Raw genomic sequence first — 26,262 nt, 5'->3', positions numbered from 1 at the left:
TGACAGATTAGAACCATTTTTGGACAACGCCAAGGTCGTCTTTGAGGCGATGGAGAAGTTGACCAAAGGGCAAGTTACTTGGACTGAACTTCGTAAACAATACGGCTCTCATGTAGCGGGTGCAATTGGTAAAATCCGTAAACTTAACGCTGAATTTGATTCAGAGATGAGTAAGATAGATGCCCAAGATAGAGCCGACTTGCTGCGAATTGACCAAAAGCGTAAACACGGACTAGCCGAAGTTGCAGCCCAATTACACCACGATTTACAGGCGGAATTGTGGAGACATGAGAACAAAATTAGCGGCATAGAAAACAGGCAAGTTGTACAAGCCGAAAGACAAGCAATTACTACAGGATTAAGAGAGAAACGCCAACAACTTTTAGCCCGTGCGAGGTATGGCTCAAGGGCATTAGAGCCGAATCAAACACCCCAAGAAGTCATACCAATTCAATCCCAAAATCATGCACCAGCATCTAGTGTTTCAGCAACAGGAACAGTTCGCGGTTGGGGTGCAATGTTGGGTAATTTGTGGCAGAAACTAGGCGACAGATAACTATTAGTTAAAAGGCAAGGCTGATGCTAGTAAGGAAACGAAATGAAGATCCTCATAGCGTCAGCCCTTTTTCAATGGAAGGGCTGGCACAGAAATCACAACAACAACATCAGCAGCATCAACAATCAGAACAACCACAACCATTACCAGAAAATAACCGGGGTAGAACATTTAGACGTGCTGGTAATGCCTGTGAAATTGTCGCTGGCAGTTGTCTAAACAGTGCAGTAATTTTCACCTTTCATCTGTTGCAAGTTCACCCAGTTGGAATGTTCTTAGCTGTTGGTACTGCACACTTGTATTTTACTGCCACTGCAACAGGTGAAGGGTTCAATAATTTCGTCACTAATTTAATGACTGGTTGCAGTGCATCGTTAGCGTTGTTATGTGCGCTTAATGAACCGATTAGTGAATGGAATGAAGCGAGAACTTCTACTGATACAGCTAATACTTCAATTGAGTCGGTTTATAAGCCAAAAACTGCTGAATCTTCAAGTTGGATGGATGGTGCAGGAGTAGGCATATTTCTAGCGATATTAATGATTTTTCTATTTGGTGGTAGGAGAGGTAAATGAATTACTTAAGCGAGAAACATAAACAGTTATCCGAGTCACAACAATCGGGTTTAATGAAGTGGTTTGGTCGCCTACCAATGGACAAGAAAGCTGTTGCCATTGGGCTAAGTTTAACTGTAGGAATTAGCTCGGCAGCAATGGCGTGGAAAGGGGAGTCAAGCGACCGCATTTATTTTTGCGTTCGGACTCCCCAAAGCTACCTAAAGTGTAACGACAAGAATAACAGACCTTTTAGGATGACGCTCTACTACTGGGAGCAGTGGCAGTTAGAAGGAATGCCGCGCCAAGTAGTGCGTAACCCAGCTATGGGGGTAAATGGGTTAGTGAAAGCGACTAACCCATATAAAGCGTTTTGGGCGTTTGGTGGATTCCTGGGGTTTGCGCTAGCTGGGTGGATGCTGCGGCACTGCCAATCGGAAGAGAAGCAGAGAGCAGTTTTTGAAGACATTGCCCAAAAACGGGATGCTGCAAAAGCAGAGATGGCCGCACGTTCCGAGTTATTGGACAGTTACCGAGATGTTGCGATCGCAGAAGTGCAATTACAAGCCGACTTGGATCTAATCGCCAATGATCGCACTGTTGATATCACCAAAGCCGAGATTTACGCCCACACTGAAATTGAAGTTACGCAGATGGAGGCAACTGATGCCATTTTTGAGGCGCAAACGGCGGGGATGACCGAAGAACAGAAGGCAGATTACATCAAGCAACTGCGTGAGATGAAAACGCCTTATCTGCAAGGGAGTCAGACTTTACAGGGGACGATTGACCCCTCAGACAAGGTTACTGGGGGAGAACAGCCGGCAATCGCAAACAGTGACAAATATCGCTGGATTAACAACACCATCGGCTACCCCACTCTGATTTTTGGGGGCATGGGTGCGGGTAAGTCGTGGACTACTAGAGAGATTATTTGGAAGAAAGTACAAGCCGGATGGAACATCGTAGCGCTTGACCCGCACGGCACACAGGTCGAATGGCGAGGTGTGCGGCTGATTACCGGCTACAAAGAAATAGCCCTCTTTATGCAATGGTACATAGATGAAATGCGCCAGCGCTATGAAGATTACCGCAAGAGTGGATTAACAGAGGAGCAATGGACAGAACAATTACGAGCATCGGGCAAGATGCTATCGGTTATCTGTGAAGAATTTACGACCTGGACAGATAACATTGTTGAGCCAATGCCAGATGATTGTGAGGATGAAAAATGGAAGCCCGACCCTGATTTTATTGGTAAATGGTTTCGCTGTGCCATGACTGAATCTCGTAAACAATTAATGATTCCTTTGTTCGTAGCTCACGACCGCACGATGGAGATTTTAGCCAAAGCCAAAGGGTTATCAAAACTTCGAGATGCGGCACTGTTAGAAGTAGAACTAATCGCAACTATTGACCCAATTACGACAGAGGCAAAAGCTAGCGGTAGGGGTAGAATTAAGCTACCTGGACATGGGCAATGGATTGATATTGAACTGCCCAAGTTAGACCAGAAGCGAATTGATTTTCAGCTTGATGAATCTAGAACAGTTAATGAACCGCCAACCATCGATAAAGCCACTTTAGAGCGGATTTATGAACTGGAATTCAATCTTGGTAACAAAGCAGGTGACACCCAAGATGAACCTAAGAAACTATCACCAATGGCGCAAAAGCTGTATGAATATCTCACCAGAACTGAACGAATTGAAGCTGATGTAAGAGAGTTCAAGGGCAATTTTAAAGTGAACGGTGAGAGATTCACTGTAGAGCAAATCAAGGGCTGGATGTATGAAATTGTCGGCGTATCTTTAGCAGACTGGATAGCCGAGGGTGTTATCAAGCTCAATCAAATTTGACTGCTAAGGTGTCTGGTGTCTCGCCCCAAAACCGCCCTTTTTTCGCGGACACAGGACACCGGACACCACAGACACTAAAGCTCAAAACCCTTGTATAGCATAGACACCAGCAGACACCAGCCTAGACACCGCCCAGACACCAAGTGTCTTAAGCGTGTCCGCTAGACACCAATAATAAATCAGTCAAAAAATAGCCATTTATTATTAGAGGATTATCAATATCATGCTGAGAATAGTAATTGTTGAACCAGAAACATTGACTCTATTAGGCTTCAAGACTGCTATTTCACAATCTCCAGATATAGAAGTAACTGGTGATGCCACCAGTGGGAAGATAGGTTTTAAATTAATTGAACAGACCAACCCTGATGTTGTGTTAGTTGATTTACTATTGCCCGATATGAGTGGTTTAGAACTGACTCGTTCAATTAAAACAAAGACTAATAGTAAAGTAGTGATTTTTACTAATCAGACTCATTCCGACTTTATTAAGTCAGCTTTTCGTCATGGGGCTGATTCTTATATGCTCAAGAGTGCTGATATAGAATTGATTGAACTAGCCATCAAAAGAGCTTACTCTGATGAATGCCTGCTTGACCCGAAGCTGGCTAAAAAACTGTTAAAAAACCTTGATAAAAATAGATATATTGACCCCAACTCTGTTGACAAAAACTTGCTTGACTCTCCCACCGAACGACAAATACAAGTCCTGCGTTTACTGGCTCAGGGTTTAGGTTTTGAACAGATTGCCAGAGAAATGTTTCTCTCTGTTAGTACAGTCAAACATTATGCCAGCGATTTGTACAGTAAATGGCACGTCAAGAACCGTTATGAGGCGATAAAAAGAGGGGCGATGCTTGGTTATATCGACTATAACTTGATTGTGAATGAATGATGTATTGGTGAGGAGACGGAAGGTATTAAGTCGGGTATTGGTGGGGTTTATTTTTCTATTTAAGGTTATCAGGTAAAATATCGAGGAAAAGTTATTTACTCACCAGCTTTTTATAAGCTTTAAAGATCCAAGAATATGGACGATAAATTTATGCTAGCTGCTTTAGCTCAAAGCAGAAAAGCTTTACCAGAATGCTTACCTAACCCACCAGTAGGTTGTGTAATTGTCCATTCTAGCGAGATAGTAGCAGTAGGATATACGCGTTCGCCCGGAAAACATCATGCTGAGGCTGATGCACTAACCCACATTCAAGGTCAAGATTTGCACTTTTTGCAAATGTACGTTACTCTTGAACCTTGTTCGTTTCAGGGACGCACGCCCTCTTGTGCTTTGGCGATCGCTAAAAATCCGCGTATTCAGGAAATATATGTTTCGATAGTTGATCCAGATCCTCGCAATAACGGTAAAGGATTAGATATTCTCAAAGAAGCAGGGAAAAAAGTTCATGTCGGGTTATGTGCCGATGAAGTGAATGCTTTTCTTCAACAATATTTATTAAAGTGATGAATTACTAATTACGATATAGTTTCTCTGCATAAAACATAATCTCTTCATTTGTTAATTTAATTTCTGATTTTTGTCGGGGATATAAGTTTTCAACTATATCTGTCCTTATTCATTTGGATTTGAGTTACAAGTGCTGACTGTTTGTTTAATGCTGTGACAGCAAAGAAGGTAGTTCGTACATGGAGTAGAAGACTCGCGCTCCACAGTCTAGGAGTGAAGAAGCCTCACTCGGAGTAGTGTAACCCAAGACCTTCATACCAGCAGCAACACCTGCACGCACACCCAAAACGCTGTCTTCTACAACAGTGCAATATGCAGCTTGAACTCCCATATTTTTAGCTGCATATAAGAATAAGTCGGGTGCTGGCTTCCAGCTTCCAATCTCATACGAGCTAAAGATACGCCCTTCAAATCGAGGCAGCAGATTAGTGACACGCAGAGCTAACTTAATTTTTTCGGGTGGCCCACTGGAAGCAACACAGATAGGTAAATTGATTTTGTCAAGAGATGCCTCTATTCCTTCCACACTCAGCAGTTCACGCTCGAATGCCTCGGCAGTACGGACACGAAGCTGAGTCACAAAATCTGGCGGCAATATTTTTCCAAGCCTTTGCTCAATGACAGCAACACAATCAGTCATTTTGCAACCCTTGAATAATAAAATAGCTTCTTTAAGTTCGAGTATCAGCCCTAACTCTGCAACGAATTGGACAAGAACACGATTGCTCAATGTCTCGCTGTCTACCAACACTCCGTCACAGTCAAAAATAACCAGTTCTGTTCGCACTTGTATTTAAGTTCAAGATCAACTGTGGATTTCTAAGTTGCACCCATCAAGATTATCAGAATCAAACTTCTTGTTGTATATTACAGTAAATCTAGCAATTTACAGGAGATTAAGGTATAATTCTCCTCTCAACCAGTGTCCCCGATTAGTTTATGAACACTGTCTACATTTGTGATTTAGACGGTACATTGCTTGGAGATAATGCAATTCTTTCTTCGTTCAGCAAGAAAATCCTTCACGAACTCTTGCATCAAGGACTACAGTTTACTGTAGCCAGTGCGCGCAGCGTCGTTTCTATGCAAGTGATGCTGAAGGGTTTGAATCTTCGTCTCCCGGTTATTGAATTTAATGGTGCTTTTATTTCTGATTTGGATTCTGGCAGACACGAAATCATTAATTCTATTTGTCCTGATGTAGTTGAAAGTATCTATAAACTTATTCTTGAGTTCGGCTGTGTTCCGTTTGTATCTAGTTTTAACGGTACAGAAGACTGTGCATATTATAAGGATGTAATCAACGATGGTATGCGTTGGTATCTCAATGATCGCCTAACAAACAAAGACCGAAGATGGCGAGCAATAGAAGATTTGACGCATTCTTTCCATGATCAAGTCGTTTGCCTAACAGTGATTGGTCACGCACAGCAACTGCTCGAACTTCAAGGTGCGATTATTCAAAGACATGGAACTACCGTAGAGACACACTTGATCGAGAACCAATACTCTCCGGGGTGGTACTGGTTAACAATTCATGACTGCAAAGCTACTAAAGACCAAGCTATTCGGACTCTGGTAGAGAATTATGGGTTAGGGGAAAGTGAGATTGTGGTCTTTGGAGATCAAATTAATGACATCAAAATGTTCAAAATTGCCGCTCGTGCCATTGCAGTTGCTAACGCAGATGCTGAACTTAAGCGTTACGCGACATTAGTAATTGGCTCAAATACAGAAGATAGCGTCGTTAAATACATTCATCAGGATTGGTCAAACAGATGTGCTAGGCACAAGCTAGGAAATTGATAAAAATGTATAAAGCTATCCTATTTGACCTCGATGATACATTGCTGGATTTCTATGCTTGTGAAACCAATGCACTTAGAAAAACCTTTACACTTGCAGGATTCGATGTAGCAGATGATGGTGTGTGGGGAGCTATTTGGGACTCTTATGAACCAATCAGTAGTCAGTTCTGGAATCAACGTACAATCAATAATCTTTCCCGGCAGCAAGTCATCGAGTACTCAATTCTTCATACGTTGATTGCAGTAGGTTATGACTTTTCTCATTCATCAGTGATGGCACAGACGTATTGGGATGTTTTCTGCCGAACTGCATATCTTAATGTTGGCGTGATTGAAACGATTCAATCACTATTTGGCATATATAACCTGGGCATTGTGACAAACGGATATACACAATCTCAACGCTCTCGTATCTCCTTATCAGGATTAGAAAGTTATTTCCAATCTATTGTCATCTCTGAAGAAGTTGGCTACGCAAAACCCGCACGGCAGATTTTTGATATTGCACTTACTGATTTGCAAGTGGAACCGAAAGATACTTTATTTGTGGGTGATTCAATCACTCATGATTACTACGGAGCAGTTAATGTAGGCATTGATTTCTGTTATTATCAACTGCCAACACACCAGCCTACACCATACGTGCAGCCCAAATATATAATCAAGCAGATTAGTAAGTTGCTGGAGGTTTTAAGAGGAGATTCAAGGCAAGAATAAAATTAGCACTAATTTAGTAGTTTACCTGTAAGTTCCTTATGACTGAATTTGCTCAAGCTGATGCTGCTCCCCTGCCAGAGACAGATCATACCTGATGGTGGTACAAGTGCAGACTCTATAAGCAGGTTTTATAGTTCAACGCTAGAATGCGGGTTGTAGCGATTGCGAATGATAAGTTGGAATTGATGTCTTGAGTTCACCTTGGTGTCGCTAACGGAGTTACAATACTTTGGGTCATCAATTACACGTTATTCATAAAACGTGTAATCCCCTAGAAAGTAGAAAACATGAAGGTTAGCGGCAACGGACAAGGCAAAATATTAACCCAAGACGAATTGAGGCGATTATTCACGGAAGGATTTCTCAGCCCCCGCGATCGCGCTCTGTTTGGAATTTGCCTGTTCACTGGTTGTCGCGTATCAGAAGCACTAGCACTCCAGACGACTGATATCAAATCTGGTGCTATCACTTTTCGCAAGTCTACCACCAAAGGCAAGCATAAAACCCGAATTGTGGACATCCCGCCAGCGCTAGCCGCAATGCTAGGCGAGTACCAACTAAAACCAGGGGTAATGTTCCCAGGTATGCGCGGTGTAACTGAACGTCTGACTCGATTCATGGCAGACAAGATTCTAAGAGATGCCTGCAAGCGGATTGGCGTAGAGGGAGTCAGCACCCATTCGTTTAGGCGAACTGCCCTCACGCAGATGTCTAGCGCTGGCATACCTTTGAGAACTATTCAAGAAATCTCTGGTCACAGCGACCTGGGGACGTTGCAGCGTTATCTGGAGGTCACGCCAGAGCAGAAGCGAAAAGCGGTTTCGGTGATTGGGTTTTAGTGTGGGTTTGCGCTTGTGCTTGCTGTCATAACTACTATTATTCTCTTGTCATACTGATGTAATTTAAGTACGTTTTCCCACCAATGTATATACTCACTAAAGTAAGTGCGAAGGCGTTTAATAAAGCAGGAAATGGATATCCTAATAACTGACCAAGCCAAGCTCCTACCAGGGTTATCATTGCAATAAAACCAGCCCATGAGCTAATATTGCTAACCATAAATTCAAGATTACTTGGATTGCTTTGAGAAGAATTTAGATTATCTTGTCTTAATTCTTGCTCCTGAGCATTGAGAACAGTTTCATCATTAATAGACTGAGCGAAATTTGATGAGAGATGTTGTAGCCAAAATAAATAGCTTCCTGTTAAAGCACTTAAAACTACAAATCCAGCCAAAATTACTTTATAACTGACAGGTAATCCAAATGCTTCAGCCAGTAAAGTCACAATTGATGTAGCTAAACCTAGTAAGGCCAGACTAGAAGCGGAGAGAAATACTACGGGATTGTTTATATTAGATAACCGCATAAACAATCTGAACCAAGCAAACGCACCAAATACAAAGGGCAACCAAAAGATGACTAACTTCCAATCTTTTGAAAGTAGGTCAATTAAGTTGAAGTTCAGTTCCATAAAATATGAGAAATCCGAGATAATACTTAAATAAATGCTCTGGATTAAACACTTATGGCTAACTTAACATAGAAATCTAACAAACACATTCGGAAATACCTCATATATAACCTCAAAAAACTGACTTATAAAGATTGAGAATCATAAATTTAGCAGCTAATGATGACAAACAAATTAACAATACTATTTGTGTATTTCGAGTATTTGTTAAAGTGAAGTGTTCTTCTTATGTCTAACTATTATGCTTGTGAACCACGCATTTATTAAAAAAATAAAACTTTAGACGCTCTCTGATTGCTAAAGAATTTCTTGAGCCGCGACCGAGCAAGAAAGGTGGGCAGCATTGGCTCTTGAAAGTACTGCCATTGTTTACTTTTAAGCACCAAAGTAAGAAATTAAGTCCTAAAATTTCTTACTTTGGTCTTTTATTCGTTAGTTTTCTCTTTTTCAACTTTGTCTAAGAGAGATTTTCCATATTCAGATGCTTTTAAAATATCACTAAAAATAGGAATTCCCATTTTTTCAAGATACTTTATGTATGTTGCATTAAGTTGAGGATCTTGAACTAAATACATTAAAAGTTTCTTGTCATGTGATAAATAAAATATTGCTGCACTGTTTAATTTAGGTATACTGCAAACGTAAAAATTTTCTATTAAACCTAATTGGGTAAGGTGGCTATGAATAATCTCATCAGTAATTTGAGGTCTTGTCTTATCTTTCGACTTTTTAGTTTTACGTTTCATCTTCTAAATTTAGTATTTAATTTCTAGTTTATCTCAGCAATATAAAATGTTTGAAACTCAAAATCCCAATCATTAAGTATGTAAAGTTTTATGATAAATATATAATTAAGCCTTTTATCGGCTTGGCTTTTATATACCGATATCATACTTATATTGTACTTTTTGAGAACCAAGCTGGTACTAAATTAGTACTAACTTGGTTTTATCTCTTAAATAGCGCGATAAGTTAGAGAGCTAAAACACAGTTACAGTTTTATTATCCATCTGTGAACAAAGATTCTAAATCTCGATACCCGCTTGCAACACGAGCAACACTAATTCCATCTTCTCTTGGGTAGTAAAATATAATATAATCATCCACAACAAATCCGCGCAGGTTTGGTACAAGCCTGCTATAACTTTTACCCATATTTGGGAAATTAGCTAATAATTTACACTTGGCGCGAATTTCATCAAAAAGCTTAGAGGCTGCTTTTGGGTTGCTCCGAGCAATATATTCACAAATTCCATCTAAATCTTGAATTGCTGCCTCTGAGAGTGAATAATTATTCATTCAGAAGATTCCTCAGCAATTAAACGAATTTTTTCTTGGAATGAGGCAAATACAGCTTCGCCATCAGTTACTTGTCCTGCTGCAATTTGTTCAGTTCCTACAGCAATTTTTTGGCGTAATTCTTCAAGTCTCTGCTCTCTTTCTTGTAGCAGTTTAAAGGCTTCATTGATGACATCATCTGCACTGGCGAATCTACCACTTGCTAACTGTGCCTGAATAAATTGCTCTAGTTCTGGTTTAATTTGGATGTACATATCGATTAAGAATTTTGGTGAAAAGTTGTTGGACATTTTATAAAATTAAACTGTTATTACCTACAGCCGTCCTTCCCGTTGCAGTTTCTCCTGGGCAGCAGTCAACAGCCATGCCCTACGGCTGGTCTTAGTTAGTTTGCGTGCATCATCAATGAGGTTGCACAACTGCTCAGGTATCGCCATTTGAAACCGTACTTCTTTAGGAGTGTCGTCAATTTCGTTCTCTATTGGTGGTGGGCTACCAGCATTTATGACACGCTCAATGTCTACCTGTAAGGGCTGGTTTTCATTAGAGCGACTTGGCTTCTTAATAGTCATTTTGTACCTTTTTGATTCGGATTTGATACTATTTTAGTACTAAAACAGTACTGATATAGTGCCTCAAGCTCCTGTACTGCTTTAGGATCGCGTGGCTTGAGTTCAGTTACAGCCAAGCCTTGGGTATGGGCATTGGGAAAAGATTTTCTATCTCCAAGCCTTGGTGATATTAAATCAATCCCTGGAGTCTCCTGAATGATTTGCATTGCATCCTCGTTATCTCGCCCGGATGCGTCGGCACGATTGAGGAACGCCCAAGCTTTTAGGTCTGGGTTGACAGTTCGCACTTCATCTAAAAGTGCTGCTACCTTCTCCAATGTCCAAATATCTGGCCCTCGCGGTGGCATGGGTAACAGCACAAGATGAGCAACGGTTAACGCTGCCCTTTGAGTGGTTGTATCACGTCCACCTACGTCAATAATTACATCTTCATAACGGGGAGCTAGTTTCAAGACTTCATCTCTGGCGGCTCTACCGCGAAGCTGCACACAGGTAAGCTTTTGACTACCTTCAGGATAATGTTCGCTACGGGTTGAAGCCCAGAGGGTGGTTGTCTCTTGCTCGTCGCCATCTACGAGCAACACATCGTCACCATCTGCTACACGTCGAGCCGCTAGGTTGGCGGCTACTGTACTCTTGCCTGCCCCGCCTTTGATGCCGCCGATAACGACAATCATGGTACAAATTCAGTTGTTAATTGGTTCATATATTAGACTAATTTGGTACTTAATTAGTACCAAGCCAGTATTATAAGCGAATTAAGAAGATTCGCCATATTTTAGTTGAAGTTTTAGTTTACGCAGTCTGAGCTACTCCATTTCAATAATAATAGGGAACACAGACATTAGCTTTTTCTGAGAGCGGTTTTAAAATTTGAGGTGGCAGCTTGCTCACGATTAAGTCCGCTCCCGATTGGATTTTAGTTGCGCCCATAACGTTATGGGTAACTATAGATGCTTTGTGATGTTGGCGTTGCACCCGCCCCAGTCTAACGACAGTTTTACCTAAAAATGAATTTAGGAGAAACGTTTTTCCTAAACCAAATATTTGAGAAATTTTTGACGCTACTCTCAAAACGGAGAGCGGGTGAAAGGAGTGTAGAAGGCTCCCGCCCCAAGTCTTGCCTCACTAGAACACCGATTCACTAATCCTCACAACCAGGTTTTTGTTCTGGCGAAGACCGAAATTTCGTAAACGCACATTGAACAAACCGGGGTTTTCGTCACAAATTTGAGTACTGAATCGGTGTTCTAGTGGACAAGTGACTGCATAGCGACAAAACCTGTAACCATTCATCTTCGGATATAAGAGCAAGTTTTACCGATTGCTGAACTATAAGAGTACGTTGAAATCTTAGAAATATTCTCGCCCTAACAGCGACAGGATACACATGAAAATTAATTTAGGAGAAACGTTTTTCCTAACCCAAATTCAGCACAACCAAATGACATTGGTAATGGCATTCTCCTTAAATATCATTACCGTTGCGAGAGGGTGATTGCTGATTTTTGCTCAAGCTTGTGCAATTACGGCATGGTCATCAAAACTGAACCAAAAGCTTCTCGGTCGAACTAGCGGCGATCGCTATCGCTTATGTTGGCATCCTTCACAATTTATTTTCTTCTGATTGATTGCAGTCAAAATAAAAAATAGGTAAGTCCTAGCGTTATGAAATAATTTTTAAGTCGATATTAAGATAGCATTTGGATTGGCGGGGCTAGCCAAAATAAGTAAAGACTACCAATTTCTGGTTTGGAATAACAAGAATCTTTCCTTCGTCTTGGGTGGAGTAGTAGCTTCCTTTTTTAGAAGCAGCCGCAAGAATTTTGGACAACAGTAAGCTACTTGCACCCGAACAACCCAAACCTGGCCAAGAGCCTTCACTCGTCCATGAATTGGGAACTGGTGTTTCTTTCCACGAGGTATATGTGTAGTAACGCTCTTTGCTTTTTCTTGAATAGATAACGTCGTTAAAAAAATCAAGTCCTTCGCGGTCAATGGCATCCGCAGTTGCATTTGATAGCCGAAATATAGCTGCACCACAACCCTCTCGAAAATAGCTCTCACCGCCAATATGTATGGCGTAGGTTATGTCAATTTTTGCGGGAATAATCCCACTATACCAATCGTATTCAAAAGCTGACCATGCTACATATATAGTAATAATTATTGAGACAATGATTTTTAAAGAATTTTTCATTAGTCAGGCAAAGGAGTTGAACAATTCAAAGCTAACCTCCTATCGTAGCAAAACCTTCCGTTTCGTCTACTCATTAATATTATTAAGCAGCATCAATTTAATTTTCTCTATACGTTCGCCTTTACTTCGACCGAGCAAGGAAGTTGCTCAACATTGGCTAATGAAAGCTTTACCAGCAACGGATTTTATTTAGTACATTTTATATTTCTGAAATTTGACTTACCTGACCCAAGACATGATTATGAAAGGGCATAATCTAATCGAAGAAATGAGGGTAAATCAAAGGTTAATTTATGAGCTGGAAGATGACGGCTGTTGAGTTGTTGGAGCGTTACGCTGCTGGAGAGCGTGATTTTGCTGGAGTTGACTTGAATGGAGTCGATTTGAGTGGGGCTGTGTTGAGGGAAATTAATTTGGATCGAGCTGATCTTACTGGAGTTAATTTCACTGGTGCTGATCTTAGTGGGGGTTATGCTAGAAACCACGGGCCTGCATATACCAAAATTAGATATGCCATTTTGAGAAATGCTATTTTTCGAGATGCCAACGTGAGTTATGTCAATTTCTTTCACTCCGATCTGAGTTTCGCTAATTTTAGTCGAGCTTATGGTGAGGGGATTTCCTTTGAGGATGCCTGTTTGTTTTGTGCTGAATTGAACGATGCTCAGATCCGAATTTGCAGTTTTGACGGAGCTAACGTTGAGGGAACTATCCTCGAAGATGCTTAGTGGATTTGATTATACTTTTAACTCTTATAAGTTCATAATCTATTCAGTATTAATATATTGATTTTTAATTAGCTTAGATTTCCAAACAAGGCAAGTGCTATTTTGACTGCCTCCTTTCTCACTAGATAAAATGTCGTCTAACCCCTAAATCCCGACATTGCTGTATTTTAATAATTTTATTTCAGTTCCAGAAAATCTTTAGTTACTCTAACTATAAAATCTCCGTTTATATAATTTGAAGTATAATTGGGCGTTAATGGTAGATTTTCACCCGATTCTAATACTAAAATAACCCGAAAAAAGTATTCGTCTATACTAGTATCAATTCGTTCAAGTTTAACATCAGTAATTTCGTTCAAAGAATATTGAAAAACTGTTTTTCCTAACGTTCCAAACCACTTGTAACGACTAAGCTTGACAGTATTTGTTTCCTTGTCAAGGTTACAAGTGATAAATAAACCTGGTGACGCTACTAGCAACGCTAATATTCCACAGAATACAGTAAACCTGACAACAATGTAACCCATAAAAGTGTCATCAAGTATAACCGCTAAATTGTTCTCTGTAGGGTTTTTCAAAAATTTGTTAATTCTTAATACTATTGATTGTAATTCTTCAAGTTTAAATTTTGGGTATGTTCTATCTGTAAAAGGAAAGCTATCTTTATCAGTTAATAGTAAAATTTTATATGAGTATCTAGGCTTAACTTGACTATCGGTTTGCATCTCTGTTTCCAATTTAGCCTCTAGTAACTCAGAAACTAGCACTTCACTTTTTTCTTGACCAAACCAATAGTTTTCTGTTAACTTACACATTCCTGTTAGAGTATTTTGTCCTGCACTCAAATCAATATTTGAAGTAGATATATTGTTTGGATAACGATTGCAGACAAGTTGTGTAATAGGTGTAAATACAATAGACGCAAATAAAAATAGAACAAATAATTGACTAAAAAATATTCCCACACCTAAAAATACTTTTGGTCGAATAATAAAAATAAGTTTAGTTGATGTTTGCTCTGAGATTTTTAGAGGATTAGCTAGAGTCAAATAACATCCAGCACCTAAGTTAATTGCCAACAGGATGGCAAATAATAAAACAGTCATTTTATTTGTAGCTCCAGGATAGCTTTAGTAGTTAAAAATCTTACGCGATTATTTACAGCTTGTCTTAATTTTGAGGATTTAAGAACTCGTGGCTCGGAGTCGGCGCAGCAGAGTGGCTCTTGCGGGATGCAGGATCTAGTTGTCCCAACCAGTAATCTTTCTGCCCGTAAGAGCCACCGACTCCGAGAGCGAAGCGGTCACGAGTTCGTCGGCTCAACACGGCTACTGACGGGTCTACTCCAAAAATCGCATTCAATTCTTGTGATTAAACCTGACCTGGAAATTATCTTCAGTACACTGTTGTCTGCCTAGACACAATAAGAATACTTGATACAAAAATGAGTATTGCGGGTAGCAATAGGGAGTATTTGGGCGGAGAATTTCTGTCCTGCTTTCAACGGACGCTCACACTTTTTGGATCAAAAATGAGTATTTGCGCGTCATTTGAAACCAAATTATTGCTATTAATCAACTCTTGAGCAAAACTATATCTTTTCTATATTACTTTATACTACATTTGTAGCCAAAAAGCTGGACTTCAATTTTTAGTTACACCAAAGCTATGCTGCAAACATCATTTACTACGTAGAGTTTATGTAGTTTACAAGTATTGAAATAGTAGTTCTAAATACCTTGCTCAACTGGTAGCTGTTGGGTAGCTCAACTGGTGACATACTGCTACCAGTTGAGCAGTAAAAAAGCGAGTTTTTGACAATTTGATGATTCCCCAACTGGTAGCAGTAGAGTAGCCCTACTACTACCAGTTGAGCATAAGACATTTATTGAAATTTTCTTGCGTAATGCTTACTGAATATGACTTACAGCAAATCTTGAGCGCTGAATTCATTCTCAATAACTTCAAAATTATTGAGAACGTATAATACAACTGTGTTGCAATTGCACTTCAATAATTCTTTCATTAACTTAACCCAGCCCACTTAACATCCGATTTTTTTTCTTCATACCTAAATAGAAATTGTTCCTTTTACAATCTCCACGCTTGTCAATAGAGATGAAACTTGTTTTAAGTAGTGAAATTGTCTGATTAATCACAGTTACAAATAGCAGACATTTTGCACCTAAAACCCCGATTCCTGTGCAAAATGTCTGCTATTCTGCACAGCTTAGACACGCTTTTAACTGTTATAGCTGTCAAGGAACTTTGACTATTCACTACAAAATGTCTGCTATTTAGAACATGGCTTTGACCAAAAAATTGGTGTCTAATACATACACCAACTACCTTTTAGCCATTTTTATCAAACTGCCCCATTCTCAATAACTCTAAAATTATTGAGAATATATAATACCTTTGTGTTGCAACTGTACTTCAAAAAACTGCTCTCTTAACTGCCCAGCTAGTAAAAACTAAAGCGGAGCGATCGCGGCAACGAGTTCGGTCTACGCTCCGCGTGGCTCACAGACTAAAACCACGGTCAAGCTGTTTCTGCTTTTGTTGCTCCTCCCTAAGATGAGCTTCTAATTCCTGACTCCAATCAGGATTATGGGTTTTGAGCCTTTTACCCTGTGGCAACAATTCTAATACTGCACTAGCTGCGTTATTTCCTTGCTCATCATTATTGAATGCTACGACAACCCTATTGAAACTCTTGAGAAATTCCATAGGTAGGTTATTCGGGTCATCACCTACTATCAACATGGTTCTAGTTGGTGGTAGCCCTTTACAACTTGAGATCAGGTAGGTGGCTGCTGACATCGCATCAATCGGTGTAGAACACAAAAAGACGTTTTCTACCTTGTCCGTTGGTTGCCCTCCTAATCTCAGATAAAACCAACCATTTTGCGTAGAGGTGTTTTGGTCGTACTCCACAGCGCGATGATTTTCTCTAGGCTTTGACCAAACTAATGCGCCAGTTTTTTCACCATCTAAATCACGCTTGATAAACAAAATATTTCGTTGCTCATCCATGTAAAGCAACTGATTATTATGTAATCCTTGCGAAATATAATCTGGTATATAGCGTTTCTCGCTTAAGTACTTGTGCAATACTTGCCAAACAACTTTATCCTCTGGTGGTGGGGTAAACTGGGGCTGTTGCTGTTTGTGTTCAATATCTTGAAAGAGTTTTTCTAACTGCTCAACTGGGAGTGGTTTAACAGGTTTGAGCAGCAATTCATTAATAGGTTCATCATCACGTTCTGGTTGGTAGTCAACACCGCGATGTTTTTGCAGCCCAGGGAAAGTGTAAGCTGCACCTAGTTGTGTACCACTGAAAGCCTGCCCATCTTTCTCGTAAGAAATACCTTTAGACTTACCGTTCCTAGTGAATCCTGTTCTTACACTAATTCCTGCTTGCTGCAACCGCATGATCAGCGTTGGCATTTGGGGATTATCAACTCTGGCCCTATCAATTGTCTGCTGAATCTGCTCCTTAATGATGCGCTCTGGTGGGGTATCGCGCTTACCCGATGAATATTCTTCTTGTTCTCGCCTTATGCGTCTGATTTGTCCCGTGCTGGGTGTGCGGTTTAGTTTCTCTCTACTGCCCTGCACTTGTACTAACTCATAGTCTTGCTCGATTTGTCGCAGAACTTTTTCAGAACGAACATAATCCCAGGAATCATGCACTACTAGTCCCGTGTCCATCCTGATTCTACTGGCTGCAATATGGATATGGTCGTCGTCGGTGTTATGGTGGCGAAAGATGACAAACTGATTGGCATCAAAACCCATTTCCTTCATGTAGCGATCGCCAATTTCGCTCCACTTCTCATCATCTAATTTATCGTCTTTAGCTGCTGACAACGAGACATGGTAAACAACACGTTCTGCATCAGAATTTAGTTGTCTCGACAGCTTAAATTCCCGCGCTAATTCACGGGCATTTCTCCCACTCATGTTGCCGCCGATTAGTTTAGCATCTTCGCGTGATTCTAGATAATCCAACAGCTTGCGAAAACCTCTGCCCTTAGTCTGCTTCCCAATCATCCTCTTCGTCTTCCTCTTCCGAATCTTCAGATTCAATATCATCCGAGGCAATCTCTCGTCTGCACTGATGCAGCAGTTCTAAAAGTTCTCTTAGCAGTTCGGGTTTTGCAGGTAAAGTTCGCCCAATTTTTAGGGCTATGTTGGTGGCTTTGACAAGCTGGTTGAGGTTGTTCCCAATTTGTCCTAATTCCCAATATGTTTGTAGACTAATCTTACTCAGTCGTTTTGGTAATGGACGCATCAACGCATTGCGTCTCATTAGTTCACTCGCTGACATCCCCGCATCAAGTGATTTTATTCGCAGCAAGTCCAGTTCGATGTCGCTTAATCTCACTGGGAAAATATGCTTTCGGACTAGAGCTTTTGACTGCTTACGGTTCGCCATAATTCGAGAAGATATCGGGACATTGCGAGGGGGGTTTTTCAAGGGGGGCTTCCCCACTTGAACCAGTCTGCCGTTCGAGCGCAGCGAGACAAAGCGTAAGCTTTGAGGCATGGCTGGCTTCTAGCCCAAATGCGGAGTGGAAGAGGTGTAGAGTGCTACGTATGTACGGAGGGCACAGCGATAGGCTGGAGGCGAGAGTACAACGGCGTAGCCGTGATGCTGACTATCCTACAATCAACAGAGGAGGATAGCAACGGCGTAGCCGGAATTTGAGATAATCAAGCAGTCGGTAAATTCTGGTTCGGCGTAGCCACAATAGAAGAAATAAAAACGGCGTAGCCGCTATATGAAAATTCTCTTCTTCAGCGAAGCTGCCACACAATATAATAGTCCGGCGTAGCCACAATACTAAAAAATAATTCAGCGTAGCTGTTTTAAGTAAAAGTCTAGATTCAGCATAGCTGTAATAGTCAGATTTTTTAGCATTAGCTTGAATAAGACTACCAGCGAAGCTGCCACACTAAAAAATATAAGGCGTAGCCGTAGTACAAAAAGGTAATTCGGCGTAGCCGCAATAGTCAATTTTTTTGAGGATTTTGAATCAGATTTTTTCAAATAGCCGATAATTATCAGTTAATCGGGATTCATGAGATAACCATGAGTGAGCATCAGAATTCAGAAGTAATTACGAAAGAGAAGATTGATGAAGCTATCAAAGTTTTACTATCCTCATAACTCACTTATTCATCAAAAATCGTTAGCGCATCTGGACGGCAACGTTTAATGACAACTTTTATCCCCAAGGCTCCCTCGCTTTTCAGGTCGTCAATATACCCAGGGCAAGCAGCTTTCGCTTCAATAAATGTTTGAAAAGGGCCAAAATAGTAGATGCACTGAGGACGTTCAGTGATGATTTCTGCCCAGCAATCACTAGTAACTTTTTGAATAATTCTTAAAACCAAAGATTTAAACCTGTTAAACATAAAAGATTTGGTGAGGATAATAGTTGCTCTTAAACAGCATGACTGTTGCTGTAATAATTATCATCTGCTGAAAGCATAGATATGTGGATGCCTAAGCCAGGAAGTCACTCCCCTGACTCGGCTACAGAACCGTGTGTGAGCGCAAAGTATATGTTCTACTGGACTGTTGCCCAAAAGTATGAAGTGATTAAATCAGACTAGAGAGCAGAACTGACCCAACAAGAGACAGAGTTAGGATCTGGCGACTTAGCCAATCAGCGTTTTCGCGCAGGATATGCAGAATACTACCGTGAACCACTGTTTCTATGTGTATCCGCTCCTGTAGAGGGAAAGAGTAGCGACTTTTGGGGGTGCTGGATAATTCCTCTACCCCTTCGACTACATAGCGGTTAGGGACATGGCTTAGAATGTGGGCAATTAACTTTTGGCGCAACTCATGAATCGAAAAAGCTAATTGATAAGGATGTTCCGGGTACTCATCTAAGACATTCTCAATTTCTTGAATGACTATTGGCAATGTTAAATTGATCAACGTATGCGACATTAGTGTTGTTTGATATAAGTGTTGTTTGATATAAGTGTTCACTTTCAAGCTGAGATTTATCTTAGTGAGCAATAACCCACAACTAAAGTTTTTATTAATACTTCTTACATAGCTGCCTTCTGCTCTCTGCTTTTCTTTGTAAAAAGTGTAACAACCAGACGTTTTAAATCGAGTATATACAAGAGTTTCATTGATAGTTGAATTGTATAAGTTGATTAATAACCGCGATTTTCAGCAATTTGATTATTTTTCTCGGAAATTCTAGCTGGCTCAATTACTGCCTCTAAAGGTCAAAATTAGCCACGCTCGAACCAGCACTGCTTTTTAATATGGCAGTGCAAATATGATTTCAAAATTTCTCTGGTCTATTTCAGTCCTTATCTACTGGTGTCAGTTCAGTGAACGGCAACAAAACCACTGTATTGTTGGTTAAGTTCTGACATCTGGCTCTACTATCTAATGTTTTGCTCTGTACTAAAAATTGGTCTACATCTCCTGTGACGGTACATACAAGTCCAATCAATGTTTCTATAAGGGATTTCGGGTGATGTTGATTTGGATCTCCTAGATTATTTTGAGTATTAAAAGACATAGCTGATCCATCACACTCTCCAAGATTTTGAAGCCTTTCGCGTCGTGCAGCACGTTTAGCTAATATGGACATCAGGTTAGACCAAGTTTCTACATCCAGTCGGTAGACTTTAATTTTTTGCCTCTCAAACCCCGGCTCAAACCTCGACCAGCGAAAAGCCGCTTTGATTCCCAACTGCGATAACATTTGATGCACAACCTGAACATCACTCATTTTGTCGCTAATGGTGAGTTTGAGATGGTGGAATATTTCTGAGGCATAGAGACGAATTTTGTCGGCGTAGGGTTTGAGGTCAGCTTTAGTCCATTCTTTAAAAGGATCTAAAAAGTCGTTTAATCCAAATGCTTCTCGCATAGAGCGCCGCAGCGCTGTACCAGAAATATCCCACGGGCAAACAGCTTGATTCCAATTAGCTTGTTTCTCTAATGATTTGGCTGTTCTGTCAATTCCTAATTCCGGGTATAGTTGCGCTTCTAAGTTGAGCAGTTCCCCACGTCGTCGGCCTTGTTTGTCCCAAAGTACATGTTCTAGAGTTAGCTCGTCTACGCAGTAGAAATCTTTCAGATAATATTTTCTAATTGCTAATGCATCTTCTGGTGAAACTGCTTCTTGGGATTCCAAGAGGGCAATTTCTGGGTAAGTTAAATCTGCGGCGGCTACTATGTCTTTGGCTTCAATTTGTTTGATTTCGTCTTTGGCTGACTTTAGTAACAGTTTGACAGCTTTATTCGATTCTCGATTATCAATTGTAATCTGATGCCCTTCATGTCTTAGTCGAATTAGCAGTGCATCTCTTAGATTCATCATCGAATAATTCTGCTCGGCACTAATTCGGGCATACAAATTAACATGAGGGTTTGATTGCCAATCGAAATTAGCAATACCTTCAACAATATCTGGTCTGAGGTTGGAGCGGACTAAACTAACAGTGGCATCTGTTCTCTGTTGTAATTGGGCTTTAATTTCTAGATAATTACTGGAACGAGAAACTTTACAGTAATTTGTTCCACGTTTGGCACACCAAACCGTGCGGTCTACGTTGTCTCGCAGTCGGGCTAAAGATTGGGACATATCAGCGTCGGTGGATGATGCCCCGGTGAAAATTCCATAGACTTTCTCGACAAAATCTGGAATTTCTATGCTGACTCCGGTGGCGACTGTGGGAGAACAAATAATTACGTCATATAATCCTTCTGCAATCACAGCGTCAGGATTTTTCAAAAACCTTTTTTCGTCTGGATTGCCACTGGTTTCTGAGTTAACCAGCAGGATTCTAATACCAGGAATTTCTTTTTGTAGGAGTCGCGCTGTTGTCTTGCTGGTGGCTTTGCTATCTGTGGTGACATATAGCGCCTTACCTTGCTCGATGTTCCGTGCATTTTGGATTAACTCGTTGATCACAGCTGATTTATCTTTGGCTTGAATAAATGTTATGTGGTAGGGTTTGGGTTGATAGTCGTTATAAATTAAGTAGATTGGATCTGGGCTTTCTCGGAGTTCCCAGATGTAATTTAGGGTTGGGTTGTTTAAATCAGCATCAGCAACAATTATTCTCCGAGCGACTCTAATTAATTCTGCAAATCTCGCTAGTAATGCGGGACGTTTCCCGTCTTTATCACAGGTGCTAGAAGTTAGTAAGTGACGAACAACTTGGACGATTTCATCAATCATTAAGTCACAGCCAGCAAATTTTTTCGGGTCGATGGCTAGGAGTGAATCAACACAGAAACCAATTCGGAAACTGTAAGCTGATCCTTTGATAAAATTGCCGTTGACTTTATCTAAGTCGCCTCGGTAATCTAAATCTGCCCTGGCACATAAATTCTGTACAAGCGCTATTCTGTGACTCGGTGCTAATAATTTCGGAGAATGCGCTGTTGTTTTGGCCATAAACTTAGTTTTACCAGTGCCTTTGCCTGAGTTAAGGGCAATAATTCCTGACTCAGGTAAGTCTTTGATCTCCAAGGTGGATAAGTCAGCTGTGGTCAGTTTTAATGAGGGTTCGTAAGTTAAGCGATTTTCTAAGCGTTGCCACAACTGCCAATGTGCTACTGAAAGGGCTTGGTTTAAGGCTGTTGACCAAGCAGCCACGCCTTTCGTTACTATCAGGTCATCAACGCCTTTACACAGTCCTTTTTGACCGTCCCAGATGGCGATATCAACTATTGATCCTGCGGCGGTCAGTAATCGGCTAAAGCGGAAAGTCGCAGCGTTAACTCGTCTCTGGGTTAGAGTATTGGTGTCTTGGTCAAAGGCGAGGGTAATTTTTCTGCCCTTAACAGCAAATCGTGCTATATCTGGGATTAAATAAGGCTTGACAGGGTTGCCTAATAAATCCTTGCTACGGTAGCCGCCGTTAATCCCGTAAAGGGCAATGGCTACAAATCCTTCTGACAACATGCATAAGGATTTTTTACCGCCTTCTGTAATTACGATCGGGATTTCTGGGTGGAGTTCTAGCCAGTCCCAAAAACTTTCTCCTGGTGGGGGGACTTCTACGCCGTAGCGGTTGGCTATTAAGCGTCTATTTTCTCGGTTGACGGTGGGGAGATAAGCCCGTGAACCGTTGCCAACTGGGGTTTCGTATTTTTGATCCTTGTCTTTTTTCGTGTCAATCCTGGGTTTACTGAGTTTGCCTTGCCAGGGGCTACCGTCTTCGTTAAGAAATATTGCGGCGTGGAGTGTGGGTTTGGCTTGATGCCCAAATCTGGTATATTTCCAGTTCAGTGCGTCGTGGATTGGGGTTGATACATCCCCGCCATCACTAATTTCTATGTCGGAGACGATGCGGATGTTTTCAGTGTACAGAGAAACTGCGATCGCAGAGCCGGTAATAAATTCTCGCTCAATTCTGCTGGCAAACTCACTTAAGCTTTCTACTGGCAGTAGATTTTGAGCAGATGGTAGAACACTTGATAGATTTTTCAATTTCTTTCTCCTGGCAGGGGTTAAATTGCCCTCGCCAAGAAAAAACTGAATGTTAACTTTTATCTACAGAACAGTTGGCGTAACTTGTGCGGTAGATGGGGAAAGAGCCAAGTAGTTTGGGTAAAGCCTTCATGCCTGTTACTTTTTTCTTAGGAATCTGTTGGAAATAAATAATAGACATTTATAATTAAGGGAAGGCTCCACTTGATTCTTACTCCAGTGGGGGTTTACACTCTGTCTTTTCTAGCGGGGTGGATGTGTGGTAGGTGTTGGAAGCACCGAAGCCACAATTTACGAGCAAAATCAAATGAAGAATTTGAGCCTAAGTCTGTGAGTTCGTACCTCGCAGGCTTTTTGGTTTTTATTGGCTCAAATTCCAGGGATTAAAGACCATAAATAAGTGGTTAAAGACCATAAATAGAAGTTATTCGGTTGGGGCTAAGAGGTTGTCTGGTAGTCAGCATATTATCGAGTAACATTAGGCACATATTGCAATCTGGCTAACAATTGCCACTGAACAATCTCTCTCATCTGTAACTGGATCAAACTTTCGCTCTTCTCGCTCTACATCATCTGATTGGTTCTCCTTTGTCATGCTGTTTCTCTTTTGTTAGCTCCTTTTTCTTTCTTTTTTGACGCAATAGCTTTTTTGAGAAGGATTTTTGCTAGTTGAGGAGGAGTCATAAATTCTTCTTGTGCCCATTCTTGTAAATATAAATACTCATCCTCCTCAATACGAATGGTCAATTGCGGCTTTTTTGAAGGCATAGTCAAATTAAAATACCATGCCTAATTATTCATCCTTTGAGTCTTATTTTCCAATGGTGAATCAAAATATTGACAGGTGATTCACCTATGAATTAACATAACAGATAAGACAGGAAAACAGCAAGCACCGTTAGCTGATGCCTGTCCACCGAGCAAGGAAAAGCTATATAAATCAATCCTTTTAGCGTGTGGAACTGACAAAGTAACGGTAACTATCAAATGCTTGTCTTACCTTTGTCAGTACCTAACGCTGACCATCAGTCACTATTTGTCCATTAACCGATAGATGCTCTATGAAAGCGTCAAACTCCTCACGGGGACTTGATTTAGATTCCCCTGGTTTGTTTTGCTCAAGTTATGTTACAAAATCTGAACTCGCAAGAATTCTTAATGTTGCTCGTTCAACTTTAGTCAGTTGGGACGGCATAGCTCTTTACCGCATAGATGGCTATCGGCAAGCCTACCCAGTAAAAACTGATGGCAGTACGGATCGCTCTTGTCCGTTATCCCCGTACCAAAGCTGGGTTCTGTCCCGCATTGGACGAGTGATGGCTAATCTGCGTTCTGTCGAACGGGTAAAGAACTACATCAAAAAGTATCCCCAGGAATTCAGTCAAGCCAAGTTTCAAGCACAGTTCGCCCAAGTAATTCAAAGAGGTACAGCTGCATGAGTCCTAATTCCACTAAAACCAATAAGCCAGAAATGATTTCTATTAAAGAATCTGCCGAACGTTTGGGAGTTGCTGAAGAGATTATCAGATTCAGCCTTACTGAAGCTTACCCTGATGATTTTGATAGCCTCAAGGAAATAACTTTGGCAGAATTTGAAACCCTAGCCAACACATTCAAGCAGAAGGCTCTTGAACAAAACAGGGGGGAAGTAGCTGCGATTGCTCCTTCTGGCGAGAGTCCTTTACCAATAGAACAACAGCAACAGATTATTGATGGTACTGTCAATGCCCTTCAGGAATTTGCTGGTAATTACGTGCTGACCATTGATAAAATCGCTTCGACTCTGGCTTATTTGAGTGGTCAAGCAGTCGTAGACAACTTTGTAGAAATTCATTCCAACACTGTCAGAGATGGCTTAGAAAGCTATTTAGACCAGTTTGCAGCCGAATTTGTGACTGCTGCTCATTCCATCAAAGGAGTGAACGCCAAAGATTTTTTGTCTCAACGGGGAATAACCCAGAAACAGCGAACTGCTCAAAAGTCATTGCAAGAGATTCTGAACCTAGCAGCAAACCCCTAGATATTGCTTCAAAAATGGCATTATCCGATGCCAGATTTCTATTTCTCTTGCACTTCATTTCAAAGGAAAGAAAAATGCACTTACTAACTGAAGTTTGTTTTTATTCTGGTGTGGCTACCCTCTCCCTAATTGGTGGTGTAGCTGCTTGTATATCGCCTTTGGGAGTTGGATTGTTTACTGTTGGATTAGTAATGTATGTCAACCAAAACAGAGAATGATCGGCACAAATTAGAGGCTACTTATCAGTGGCTTGCTTTTAAAATCCGCCCAGTTGTTCTAATAGCTTGCATCACAATTCCTAGTTTCTTTGGAGCTTATATTTATGCAGCAAATTTTGACTGTAGAGCAAATTTTGGCAATTCTCAAAGGGAAAGAAGAGAGTTTGAGGATGTTGAGGGCAACACCAGAGTACATGAGACTGGAAGCGTCAGAACGATTCACTACGTCAAATGACCTCCGCCTGGGTGACGCAATTCAGGCACTCTTCGAGATTCACGAAGCCATCCTAAATATCGAGTTATATTCCCAAGTCGAGGGACAACCAAATGCTTTTAACGACAGCCTTACAGCGTAACCACCTCTATGAATTCCGTGGTCAACAACTGCGCTACAGCCATCGCTCTAATTGTCGAGCCAATGCCCCTTTCATTTTCAATGACTCCAAAGGCAGACGAAAAGAACTAAGCCAAAACCAAGTGCAGAGGGAGGTTTTTGAACTTGTTGAGTTTTGTGAAAACTGATGATGAAGCGATTGCCCCGACCGACCAAAGTAAGTGCAATCGCCCATCTGTGCATTGAAACTACACACATTTTGGATTCTAACAAATGACACTTGACTACAGAAATCCCAACGATTGGGGCAAATCGCCTCTCACCGACTCCGCCCTAAGAAAGCAGCAATTCAAAGCAGAAAATCCTGAACAGTGGGCAGCAAGGATTGAGTCTGATATTGAGGCACTTTCCACACCAATATTCGAGAGTGAAGATTACCCACCCTTCACCGGAACTGAATTCTTAGCAACTCATTCAACCATTGATGACCATCCATACTCTGCGGCATTTGGTCAATTCTTGGGTAATGGGATTGACGCGGATATTGCAAATATATTGGCATTTGGTGAGAACCGATTTGATTTAATCTCTGAAGATTTTGACGACCCCGTAAGGCAATTAGCAACGAGAATTTATAGCCGATTTGAAGAGATGGGTTACTGGGATGAATTGCCCCAAGAGTCGAGCGATATAAACTACGACTTAATACCTTATTAGGAGTGGAACGCAATGGACTTTGCAATACGTAATCCGGTAGTTGGTCATAGTTCGCATATCGACGAGAAAGCGCAATCTTGGGGAGGATTTGAGTCTGATATTCTGGGCTATCTCTCCGATATAAATAAGCTCGAACAGTTTGCGGATTACGCCAATAATGCCCAAGAATTATCTGACAGATTAGAACCATTTTTGGACAACGCCAAGGTCGTCTTTGAGGCGATGGAGAAGTTGACCAAAGGGCAAGTTACTTGGAC

At 41.0% G+C, this 26,262-nt stretch carries 32 protein-coding genes and 1 pseudogene; 17 read left to right on the top strand and 16 right to left on the bottom strand.

The features are described 5' to 3' along the window. From G1O98_RS24395 to G1O98_RS24375, 5 genes are all read left to right on the top strand, one after another. On the top strand, positions 1-556 hold a 556-nt coding region (locus tag G1O98_RS24395), incomplete at its 5' end, for a hypothetical protein (protein WP_163933018.1). Between the two features lie 23 nt (positions 557-579). Continuing rightward, a complete protein-coding gene (locus tag G1O98_RS24390) occupies positions 580-1,131 on the top strand; it encodes a hypothetical protein (protein WP_163933016.1) in 552 nt (183 codons plus the stop codon). After that, positions 1,128-2,969 carry an ATP-binding protein gene (locus G1O98_RS24385; protein ID WP_163933003.1) on the top strand — a complete coding sequence of 614 codons (1,842 nt, stop codon included), beginning with the start codon at positions 1,128-1,130 and terminating at the stop codon, positions 2,967-2,969. Before G1O98_RS24390 ends, G1O98_RS24385 begins: the two co-directional genes overlap by 4 nt. Positions 2,970-3,192: 223 nt before the next feature. Continuing rightward, positions 3,193-3,864 carry a response regulator transcription factor gene (locus tag G1O98_RS24380; RefSeq protein WP_163933001.1) on the top strand — a complete coding sequence of 224 codons (672 nt, stop codon included), beginning with the start codon at positions 3,193-3,195 and terminating at the stop codon, positions 3,862-3,864. Positions 3,865-3,999: 135 nt separating this feature from the next. Beyond that, positions 4,000-4,428 (top strand): deaminase, encoded by a 429-nt coding sequence (locus G1O98_RS24375; RefSeq protein WP_163933000.1) that lies wholly within the window; start codon positions 4,000-4,002, stop codon positions 4,426-4,428. A gap of 148 nt (positions 4,429-4,576) precedes the next feature. Here the strand turns inward: G1O98_RS24375 and G1O98_RS24370 are convergent, their stop codons facing one another. Then, positions 4,577-5,218, bottom strand: a complete 642-nt coding sequence (locus tag G1O98_RS24370) for an HAD family hydrolase (protein ID WP_202985820.1) — start codon at positions 5,216-5,218, stop codon at positions 4,577-4,579. Between the two features lie 152 nt (positions 5,219-5,370). Between G1O98_RS24370 and G1O98_RS24365 the strand changes: the two genes are divergently transcribed. The 3 genes from G1O98_RS24365 (at position 5,371) to G1O98_RS24355 (ending at position 7,795) form a co-directional block, all read left to right on the top strand. Beyond that, complete coding sequence (locus G1O98_RS24365; RefSeq protein ID WP_163932998.1) at positions 5,371-6,237, top strand: HAD family hydrolase; 867 nt, start codon at positions 5,371-5,373, stop codon at positions 6,235-6,237. Positions 6,238-6,242: 5 nt separating this feature from the next. Then, a complete protein-coding gene (locus tag G1O98_RS24360; RefSeq protein WP_163932995.1) occupies positions 6,243-6,956 on the top strand; it encodes an HAD-IA family hydrolase in 714 nt (237 codons plus the stop codon). A gap of 287 nt (positions 6,957-7,243) precedes the next feature. Beyond that, a complete protein-coding gene (locus G1O98_RS24355) occupies positions 7,244-7,795 on the top strand; it encodes a site-specific integrase (RefSeq protein WP_163932993.1) in 552 nt (183 codons plus the stop codon). A 37-nt stretch (positions 7,796-7,832) separates the two neighbouring features. On the opposite strand, the gene G1O98_RS24350 is transcribed toward G1O98_RS24355, so the two are convergent. From G1O98_RS24350 to G1O98_RS24325, 6 genes are all read right to left on the bottom strand, one after another. Next, positions 7,833-8,429: a hypothetical protein gene (locus tag G1O98_RS24350; protein WP_163932990.1), complete on the bottom strand. Its 597-nt coding sequence runs from the start codon at positions 8,427-8,429 to the stop codon at positions 7,833-7,835. Positions 8,430-8,854: 425 nt separating this feature from the next. Then, the gene (locus G1O98_RS24345; RefSeq protein ID WP_163932988.1) at positions 8,855-9,175 is read right to left on the bottom strand and encodes a hypothetical protein; all 321 of its coding nucleotides are present in this window, start codon (positions 9,173-9,175) and stop codon (positions 8,855-8,857) included. 256 nt (positions 9,176-9,431) lie between these two features. Next, complete coding sequence (locus G1O98_RS24340; protein WP_163932984.1) at positions 9,432-9,728, bottom strand: type II toxin-antitoxin system RelE/ParE family toxin; 297 nt, start codon at positions 9,726-9,728, stop codon at positions 9,432-9,434. Next, complete coding sequence (locus G1O98_RS24335) at positions 9,725-10,018, bottom strand: type II toxin-antitoxin system ParD family antitoxin (RefSeq protein WP_345940590.1); 294 nt, start codon at positions 10,016-10,018, stop codon at positions 9,725-9,727. Before G1O98_RS24335 ends, G1O98_RS24340 begins: the two co-directional genes overlap by 4 nt. A gap of 24 nt (positions 10,019-10,042) precedes the next feature. Then, positions 10,043-10,300, bottom strand: a complete 258-nt coding sequence (locus tag G1O98_RS24330; RefSeq protein ID WP_163932981.1) for a hypothetical protein — start codon at positions 10,298-10,300, stop codon at positions 10,043-10,045. Continuing rightward, on the bottom strand, positions 10,297-10,977 hold the full coding sequence (locus tag G1O98_RS24325; RefSeq protein ID WP_163932978.1) for an AAA family ATPase: 681 nt from the start codon (positions 10,975-10,977) through the stop codon (positions 10,297-10,299). The genes G1O98_RS24330 and G1O98_RS24325 overlap by 4 nt, the downstream gene beginning before the upstream one ends. Before the next feature lie 821 nt (positions 10,978-11,798). On the opposite strand from G1O98_RS24325, the gene G1O98_RS40840 reads away from it, so the two are divergent. Continuing rightward, on the top strand, positions 11,799-11,927 hold the full coding sequence (locus G1O98_RS40840; RefSeq protein ID WP_275941799.1) for a hypothetical protein: 129 nt from the start codon (positions 11,799-11,801) through the stop codon (positions 11,925-11,927). Between the two features lie 90 nt (positions 11,928-12,017). Here G1O98_RS40840 and G1O98_RS24320 read toward each other — a convergent pair whose 3' ends face one another. Then, a complete protein-coding gene (locus tag G1O98_RS24320) occupies positions 12,018-12,500 on the bottom strand; it encodes a hypothetical protein (protein ID WP_163932975.1) in 483 nt (160 codons plus the stop codon). Between the two features lie 293 nt (positions 12,501-12,793). Between G1O98_RS24320 and G1O98_RS40835 the strand changes: the two genes are divergently transcribed. Then, positions 12,794-13,228, top strand: a complete 435-nt coding sequence (locus tag G1O98_RS40835; protein WP_163932972.1) for a pentapeptide repeat-containing protein — start codon at positions 12,794-12,796, stop codon at positions 13,226-13,228. A gap of 176 nt (positions 13,229-13,404) precedes the next feature. Here G1O98_RS40835 and G1O98_RS24310 read toward each other — a convergent pair whose 3' ends face one another. From G1O98_RS24310 to G1O98_RS38795, 8 genes are all read right to left on the bottom strand, one after another. Continuing rightward, positions 13,405-14,334, bottom strand: coding sequence for a hypothetical protein (locus G1O98_RS24310; protein WP_163932969.1), 930 nt, complete (start codon positions 14,332-14,334; stop codon positions 13,405-13,407). A gap of 64 nt (positions 14,335-14,398) precedes the next feature. After that, complete coding sequence (locus G1O98_RS24305; protein ID WP_163932964.1) at positions 14,399-14,590, bottom strand: hypothetical protein; 192 nt, start codon at positions 14,588-14,590, stop codon at positions 14,399-14,401. Positions 14,591-15,751: 1,161 nt separating this feature from the next. After that, positions 15,752-17,284, bottom strand: a complete 1,533-nt coding sequence (locus tag G1O98_RS24300; protein ID WP_163932961.1) for a relaxase/mobilization nuclease domain-containing protein — start codon at positions 17,282-17,284, stop codon at positions 15,752-15,754. After that, positions 17,265-17,669 (bottom strand): plasmid mobilization relaxosome protein MobC, encoded by a 405-nt coding sequence (mobC, locus tag G1O98_RS24295; protein WP_163932959.1) that lies wholly within the window; start codon positions 17,667-17,669, stop codon positions 17,265-17,267. Before mobC ends, G1O98_RS24300 begins: the two co-directional genes overlap by 20 nt. Positions 17,670-18,409: 740 nt before the next feature. After that, positions 18,410-18,652, bottom strand: coding sequence for a DUF1816 domain-containing protein (locus G1O98_RS24290; RefSeq protein ID WP_163932957.1), 243 nt, complete (start codon positions 18,650-18,652; stop codon positions 18,410-18,412). A gap of 187 nt (positions 18,653-18,839) precedes the next feature. After that, the gene (locus G1O98_RS24285) at positions 18,840-19,196 is read right to left on the bottom strand and encodes a hypothetical protein (RefSeq protein ID WP_163932955.1); all 357 of its coding nucleotides are present in this window, start codon (positions 19,194-19,196) and stop codon (positions 18,840-18,842) included. A 370-nt stretch (positions 19,197-19,566) separates the two neighbouring features. Next, positions 19,567-22,716 carry a plasmid replication protein, CyRepA1 family gene (locus G1O98_RS24280; RefSeq protein ID WP_163932953.1) on the bottom strand — a complete coding sequence of 1,050 codons (3,150 nt, stop codon included), beginning with the start codon at positions 22,714-22,716 and terminating at the stop codon, positions 19,567-19,569. Positions 22,717-23,307: 591 nt separating this feature from the next. Beyond that, complete coding sequence (locus G1O98_RS38795; protein WP_167306215.1) at positions 23,308-23,484, bottom strand: hypothetical protein; 177 nt, start codon at positions 23,482-23,484, stop codon at positions 23,308-23,310. A 293-nt stretch (positions 23,485-23,777) separates the two neighbouring features. Here G1O98_RS38795 and G1O98_RS24275 point away from each other — a divergent pair, with 293 nt between their 5' ends. From G1O98_RS24275 to G1O98_RS24245, 7 genes and pseudogenes are all read left to right on the top strand, one after another. Further along, positions 23,778-24,155, top strand: a complete 378-nt coding sequence (locus G1O98_RS24275; protein WP_163932951.1) for a hypothetical protein — start codon at positions 23,778-23,780, stop codon at positions 24,153-24,155. Further along, the gene (locus tag G1O98_RS24270; protein ID WP_163932949.1) at positions 24,152-24,736 is read left to right on the top strand and encodes a hypothetical protein; all 585 of its coding nucleotides are present in this window, start codon (positions 24,152-24,154) and stop codon (positions 24,734-24,736) included. The genes G1O98_RS24275 and G1O98_RS24270 overlap by 4 nt, the downstream gene beginning before the upstream one ends. A 74-nt stretch (positions 24,737-24,810) precedes the next feature. Further along, positions 24,811-24,954, top strand: coding sequence for a hypothetical protein (locus G1O98_RS24265; protein ID WP_163932947.1), 144 nt, complete (start codon positions 24,811-24,813; stop codon positions 24,952-24,954). Between the two features lie 104 nt (positions 24,955-25,058). Then, positions 25,059-25,310 carry a hypothetical protein gene (locus G1O98_RS24260; protein WP_163932945.1) on the top strand — a complete coding sequence of 84 codons (252 nt, stop codon included), beginning with the start codon at positions 25,059-25,061 and terminating at the stop codon, positions 25,308-25,310. Beyond that, positions 25,282-25,476 carry a hypothetical protein gene (locus G1O98_RS24255; RefSeq protein WP_163932943.1) on the top strand — a complete coding sequence of 65 codons (195 nt, stop codon included), beginning with the start codon at positions 25,282-25,284 and terminating at the stop codon, positions 25,474-25,476. The genes G1O98_RS24260 and G1O98_RS24255 overlap by 29 nt, the downstream gene beginning before the upstream one ends. Positions 25,477-25,561: 85 nt before the next feature. Next, positions 25,562-26,005 (top strand): hypothetical protein, encoded by a 444-nt coding sequence (locus tag G1O98_RS24250; RefSeq protein WP_163932941.1) that lies wholly within the window; start codon positions 25,562-25,564, stop codon positions 26,003-26,005. 12 nt (positions 26,006-26,017) lie between these two features. Next, positions 26,018-26,262 (top strand): annotated as a pseudogene (locus tag G1O98_RS24245) (hypothetical protein); the annotation flags it as partial.

Source organism: Nostoc sp. UIC 10630, assembly GCF_010747425.1.
Lineage (GTDB): Bacteria > Cyanobacteriota > Cyanobacteriia > Cyanobacteriales > Nostocaceae > Nostoc.
This window is presented reverse-complemented; position numbering and strand designations above follow the sequence as displayed.

Coding starts and splice junctions, on each gene's coding strand:
- G1O98_RS24390 (WP_163933016.1), top strand. CDS start 580: ATGCTAGTAAGGAAACGAAATGAAGATCCTCATAGCGTCAGCCCTTTT.
- G1O98_RS24385 (WP_163933003.1), top strand. CDS start 1,128: ATGAATTACTTAAGCGAGAAACATAAACAGTTATCCGAGTCACAACAA.
- G1O98_RS24380 (WP_163933001.1), top strand. CDS start 3,193: ATGCTGAGAATAGTAATTGTTGAACCAGAAACATTGACTCTATTAGGC.
- G1O98_RS24375 (WP_163933000.1), top strand. CDS start 4,000: ATGGACGATAAATTTATGCTAGCTGCTTTAGCTCAAAGCAGAAAAGCT.
- G1O98_RS24365 (WP_163932998.1), top strand. CDS start 5,371: ATGAACACTGTCTACATTTGTGATTTAGACGGTACATTGCTTGGAGAT.
- G1O98_RS24360 (WP_163932995.1), top strand. CDS start 6,243: ATGTATAAAGCTATCCTATTTGACCTCGATGATACATTGCTGGATTTC.
- G1O98_RS24355 (WP_163932993.1), top strand. CDS start 7,244: ATGAAGGTTAGCGGCAACGGACAAGGCAAAATATTAACCCAAGACGAA.
- G1O98_RS24350 (WP_163932990.1), bottom strand. CDS start 8,429: ATGGAACTGAACTTCAACTTAATTGACCTACTTTCAAAAGATTGGAAG.
- G1O98_RS24345 (WP_163932988.1), bottom strand. CDS start 9,175: ATGAAACGTAAAACTAAAAAGTCGAAAGATAAGACAAGACCTCAAATT.
- G1O98_RS24340 (WP_163932984.1), bottom strand. CDS start 9,728: ATGAATAATTATTCACTCTCAGAGGCAGCAATTCAAGATTTAGATGGA.
- G1O98_RS24335 (WP_345940590.1), bottom strand. CDS start 10,018: ATGTCCAACAACTTTTCACCAAAATTCTTAATCGATATGTACATCCAA.
- G1O98_RS24330 (WP_163932981.1), bottom strand. CDS start 10,300: ATGACTATTAAGAAGCCAAGTCGCTCTAATGAAAACCAGCCCTTACAG.
- G1O98_RS24325 (WP_163932978.1), bottom strand. CDS start 10,977: ATGATTGTCGTTATCGGCGGCATCAAAGGCGGGGCAGGCAAGAGTACA.
- G1O98_RS24320 (WP_163932975.1), bottom strand. CDS start 12,500: ATGAAAAATTCTTTAAAAATCATTGTCTCAATAATTATTACTATATAT.
- G1O98_RS40835 (WP_163932972.1), top strand. CDS start 12,794: ATGAGCTGGAAGATGACGGCTGTTGAGTTGTTGGAGCGTTACGCTGCT.
- G1O98_RS24310 (WP_163932969.1), bottom strand. CDS start 14,334: ATGACTGTTTTATTATTTGCCATCCTGTTGGCAATTAACTTAGGTGCT.
- G1O98_RS24300 (WP_163932961.1), bottom strand. CDS start 17,284: ATGATTGGGAAGCAGACTAAGGGCAGAGGTTTTCGCAAGCTGTTGGAT.
- mobC (WP_163932959.1), bottom strand. CDS start 17,669: ATGGCGAACCGTAAGCAGTCAAAAGCTCTAGTCCGAAAGCATATTTTC.
- G1O98_RS24290 (WP_163932957.1), bottom strand. CDS start 18,652: ATGTTTAACAGGTTTAAATCTTTGGTTTTAAGAATTATTCAAAAAGTT.
- G1O98_RS24285 (WP_163932955.1), bottom strand. CDS start 19,196: ATGTCGCATACGTTGATCAATTTAACATTGCCAATAGTCATTCAAGAA.
- G1O98_RS38795 (WP_167306215.1), bottom strand. CDS start 23,484: ATGCCTTCAAAAAAGCCGCAATTGACCATTCGTATTGAGGAGGATGAG.
- G1O98_RS24275 (WP_163932951.1), top strand. CDS start 23,778: ATGAAAGCGTCAAACTCCTCACGGGGACTTGATTTAGATTCCCCTGGT.
- G1O98_RS24270 (WP_163932949.1), top strand. CDS start 24,152: ATGAGTCCTAATTCCACTAAAACCAATAAGCCAGAAATGATTTCTATT.
- G1O98_RS24265 (WP_163932947.1), top strand. CDS start 24,811: ATGCACTTACTAACTGAAGTTTGTTTTTATTCTGGTGTGGCTACCCTC.
- G1O98_RS24260 (WP_163932945.1), top strand. CDS start 25,059: ATGCAGCAAATTTTGACTGTAGAGCAAATTTTGGCAATTCTCAAAGGG.
- G1O98_RS24255 (WP_163932943.1), top strand. CDS start 25,282: ATGCTTTTAACGACAGCCTTACAGCGTAACCACCTCTATGAATTCCGT.
- G1O98_RS24250 (WP_163932941.1), top strand. CDS start 25,562: ATGACACTTGACTACAGAAATCCCAACGATTGGGGCAAATCGCCTCTC.